Origin of the sequence: Sciscionella marina DSM 45152 (assembly GCF_000379465.1) — a bacterium.
Classification (GTDB): domain Bacteria; phylum Actinomycetota; class Actinomycetes; order Mycobacteriales; family Pseudonocardiaceae; genus Sciscionella; species Sciscionella marina.
This window is the reverse complement of the sequence record NZ_KB905453.1, coordinates 1-2,904: the sequence shown is the minus strand read 5'-3', so window position 1 is coordinate 2,904 and position 2,904 is coordinate 1. Positions and strand designations below refer to the sequence as shown.

Below are 2,904 nucleotides of genomic sequence, written 5' to 3'. Positions count from 1 at the left end.
TGGCCGCCGGAATCTGGCACAACTGGACCACTGATGCCATCAACAAACGGTCACTGACCGCCTACGACCACTGACCAAGGAATCAATCATCTAGTAGGCGTGGTCCCCGGCGGCGGGGACGTTCGTGAGTGGTTGTGTTGGCCAGAACCAACACAACCACTCACGAGCCGGTGCTCGTGCTGGTCAGGGCGGTTTTCTTGGGAGCGGCGCCGAGCAGCACCACGGTGACCGCCCCGGCGAGCATGCAGGCGCCGACCACCCACATCCCGGCGTTCTGTGTTCCGGTGAGGTCGCGCAGCCAGCCGGTGATGTACGGGGCGGCGAATCCGCTGATGTTGCCGAGTGAGTTGATCAGCGCGAGCCCGGCGGCGGCCGCGGTTCCGGTGAGGAATTCCGAGGGGAGCGCCCAGAAGGTGGGCAGCGCGGCGCAGACCCCGACGGCGCACACGGTCACCGCGATCATGGTGGCCAGCGGGCTGCCGAGGTACAGCGCGACGGGGATGGCCAGCCCGCCGAGCACCACGGGGATCGCGACATGCCACACGCGTTCGCCGGAGCGGTCGCCGTGCCGCGCCCAGGGGACCATGAGCAGTGCGCCGAACACATAGGGGACGGCGGTGATGAGGCCGGTCTGGATGGTCGAGTACGAGGTGGCGTACTGCTCGGCGAACCCCTTCACGATCGTGGGCAGGAAGAAACCGAGAGCGTAGAGGCCGTAGGCGATGCCGAAGTAGACGAAGGCGAGTGCGATGATCCGAGGATGGGTCAGTGCTCTGCGAAGTGACCACTGATGCCGATTGTGAACACTGTTCTGTTCGGTGAGCAGTGTTCCGGAAAGCCACTCCCGCTCCTGCGCGGAGAGCCAGCGCGCCTGCTCCGGCCGATCGGTGAGGCAGAACCAGGTCACGACGGCGAGCAGCAGGGCGGGCACCCCTTCGACGAGGAACATGACTCGCCAGCCGGTGAGCCCGAGCCACCCGTCCAGCCCCTGGATGATCAGCGAGGACAGGGTGGAGCCGAGCACCGTGGAGATCGGCACCGCGGCCATGAACAGCGCGACCATCCTTGCCCGGTACGCGGCGGGGAACCAGTAGGTCAGGTACAGGATCACCCCGGGGAAGAAGCCCGCCTCGGCGATACCGAGCAGAAACCGCAGGATGACCAGCGTCGTCTGATTCGGCACGAATGCGATCACGCACACGAGCACGCCCCAGCTCGCCATGATCCTGGCCAGCCAGCGTCGTGCCCCGAACCGCTGCAGCAGCAGGTTCGACGGGACCTCGAGCACCAGATAGCCGAGGAAGAAGATGCCCGAGGCGAGCCCGAACACGGTCGCGCTCATCCCGAGTTCATCGGTCATCCCGTTCGGCCCGGCGAACCCGATGTTCACCCGGTCCACGTAGTTGACGAGGTACAACAGGCACAACAGGGGCACGATCCGGCGCACGACCTTGCGCATCACGGCGCGCTGCACCATCGGAGGTTTGTCCACGCTGGCACTCTAGAGTCGGGAACATGCAACGACCAGTCGCCGTCATCACCGGAGCGTCCCGTGGCATCGGCGCCGCGACCGCGCGGGCGCTCGGCTCCACCCATCGGGCCGAACTGATCGGCAGGGACGCCGATGCGCTCGGTTCGGTCGCCGCCGAACTGCCCGATGCCGGAGTGCACGCCGGGGACATCGCCGAACCCGAGATCGCGGCCGAACTCGCCGCCCGGTTCCCGCGGGTGGACGTGCTCGTGCACTCCGCCGGGGTCGCGGAGATCCTTCCACTCGCGCAGACCTCCTATGCGAGCTGGGAACGCACGATGCGGGTGAACGTGCTCGCGGTCGCCGAGTTCACCAGGCTGCTGCTGCCCACGCTGCGCGAGAACCACGCGGACGTCGTGCTGATCAACTCCGGGCAGGGCCGGAACGCGAGCCCGGAGTGGGGCGCCTACGCGGCGAGCAAGTTCGCCCTGCGCGCCTACGCCGATGTGCTCCGCACCGAGGAACCCGCGCTGCGCGTGACGACGGTGTACCCGGGCCGGACGGCGACCGAGATGCAGCGCGGGGTACGCGCCGCCGAGGGCCGGGATTTCGAACCGGAGCAGTACCTGCGCCCCGAATCGGTCGCCGATGCGGTGCGTACCGCGGTGACCGCCGGAGCGGACGCGGCCATTCCGGAGATCGTGATCCGGCCGAACCGGTGACCATCGAGGGCTATCGCACCATCGCGGCCGAGGGCACGCACGAGATCGAGGAACGCCGGTCCCGGTTCATCGCCGCGCTCGCCCCGGTCGAGGACGAGGAGCAGGCGCGCGCCTTCATCGCCCGGCGGCGCAGGGCGGAACCGAACGCCCGGCACCACTGCCACGCCTTCGTGATCGGTGTTCCACAACGAGAACAGCGTTCCAGTGATGACGGGGAACCGGCGGGCACGGCCGGGGTGCCGATCCTCGAGGTGCTGCTGCGCGCCGAACTCACCGCAACCGTCGCCGTGGTGAGCCGGTACTTCGGCGGGATCAAACTCGGCGCGGGCGGGCTCGTGCGCGCCTACGGGGGTGCGGTGGCCGCTGCCGTCGAGGCGGTCGGCACCGTCTGGCGCAGGCGCCTCGAGCTGATCGTGGTCACCGTGGACCACGCCCTTGCCGGGAAACTCGAACACGACCTGCGCCAGTCCGGGTACGCGGTGCGGGAGACCAGCTACGGCCGCGATGCCGAGATCGAGGTCGGTGTTCCGGTCGCGGAGCGGCCCCGGTTCGAGGCCTGGCTCGCCGAACTCACCGCCGGCGCGGCGCGTACCACCACCCTCGGCGAGGCCTGGGTCTAGATGGTTGATTCCGTGAAGGTTGTGTGAGGCAGGTTGGTGTTACTGGGAGGGAGGAGGGTGTTCATGATCAATGTGTGACGAAAGAACTGAA

At 68.1% G+C, this 2,904-nt stretch carries 3 protein-coding genes; 2 read left to right on the top strand and 1 reads right to left on the bottom strand.

Annotated elements, in window-relative coordinates; genetic code table 11:
- Positions 1-160 precede the first annotated feature (160 nt).
- Positions 161-1,477, bottom strand: a complete 1,317-nt coding sequence (locus A37U_RS0139065; protein ID WP_020502091.1) for an MFS transporter — start codon at positions 1,475-1,477, stop codon at positions 161-163.
- Between the two features lie 38 nt (positions 1,478-1,515).
- On the opposite strand from A37U_RS0139065, the gene A37U_RS0139060 reads away from it, so the two are divergent.
- The gene (locus A37U_RS0139060; RefSeq protein WP_020502090.1) at positions 1,516-2,193 is read left to right on the top strand and encodes an SDR family oxidoreductase; all 678 of its coding nucleotides are present in this window, start codon (positions 1,516-1,518) and stop codon (positions 2,191-2,193) included.
- The gene (locus tag A37U_RS0139055; RefSeq protein ID WP_020502089.1) at positions 2,190-2,813 is read left to right on the top strand and encodes a YigZ family protein; all 624 of its coding nucleotides are present in this window, start codon (positions 2,190-2,192) and stop codon (positions 2,811-2,813) included. The genes A37U_RS0139060 and A37U_RS0139055 overlap by 4 nt, the downstream gene beginning before the upstream one ends.
- The last annotated feature ends 91 nt before the right edge of the window (positions 2,814-2,904 follow it).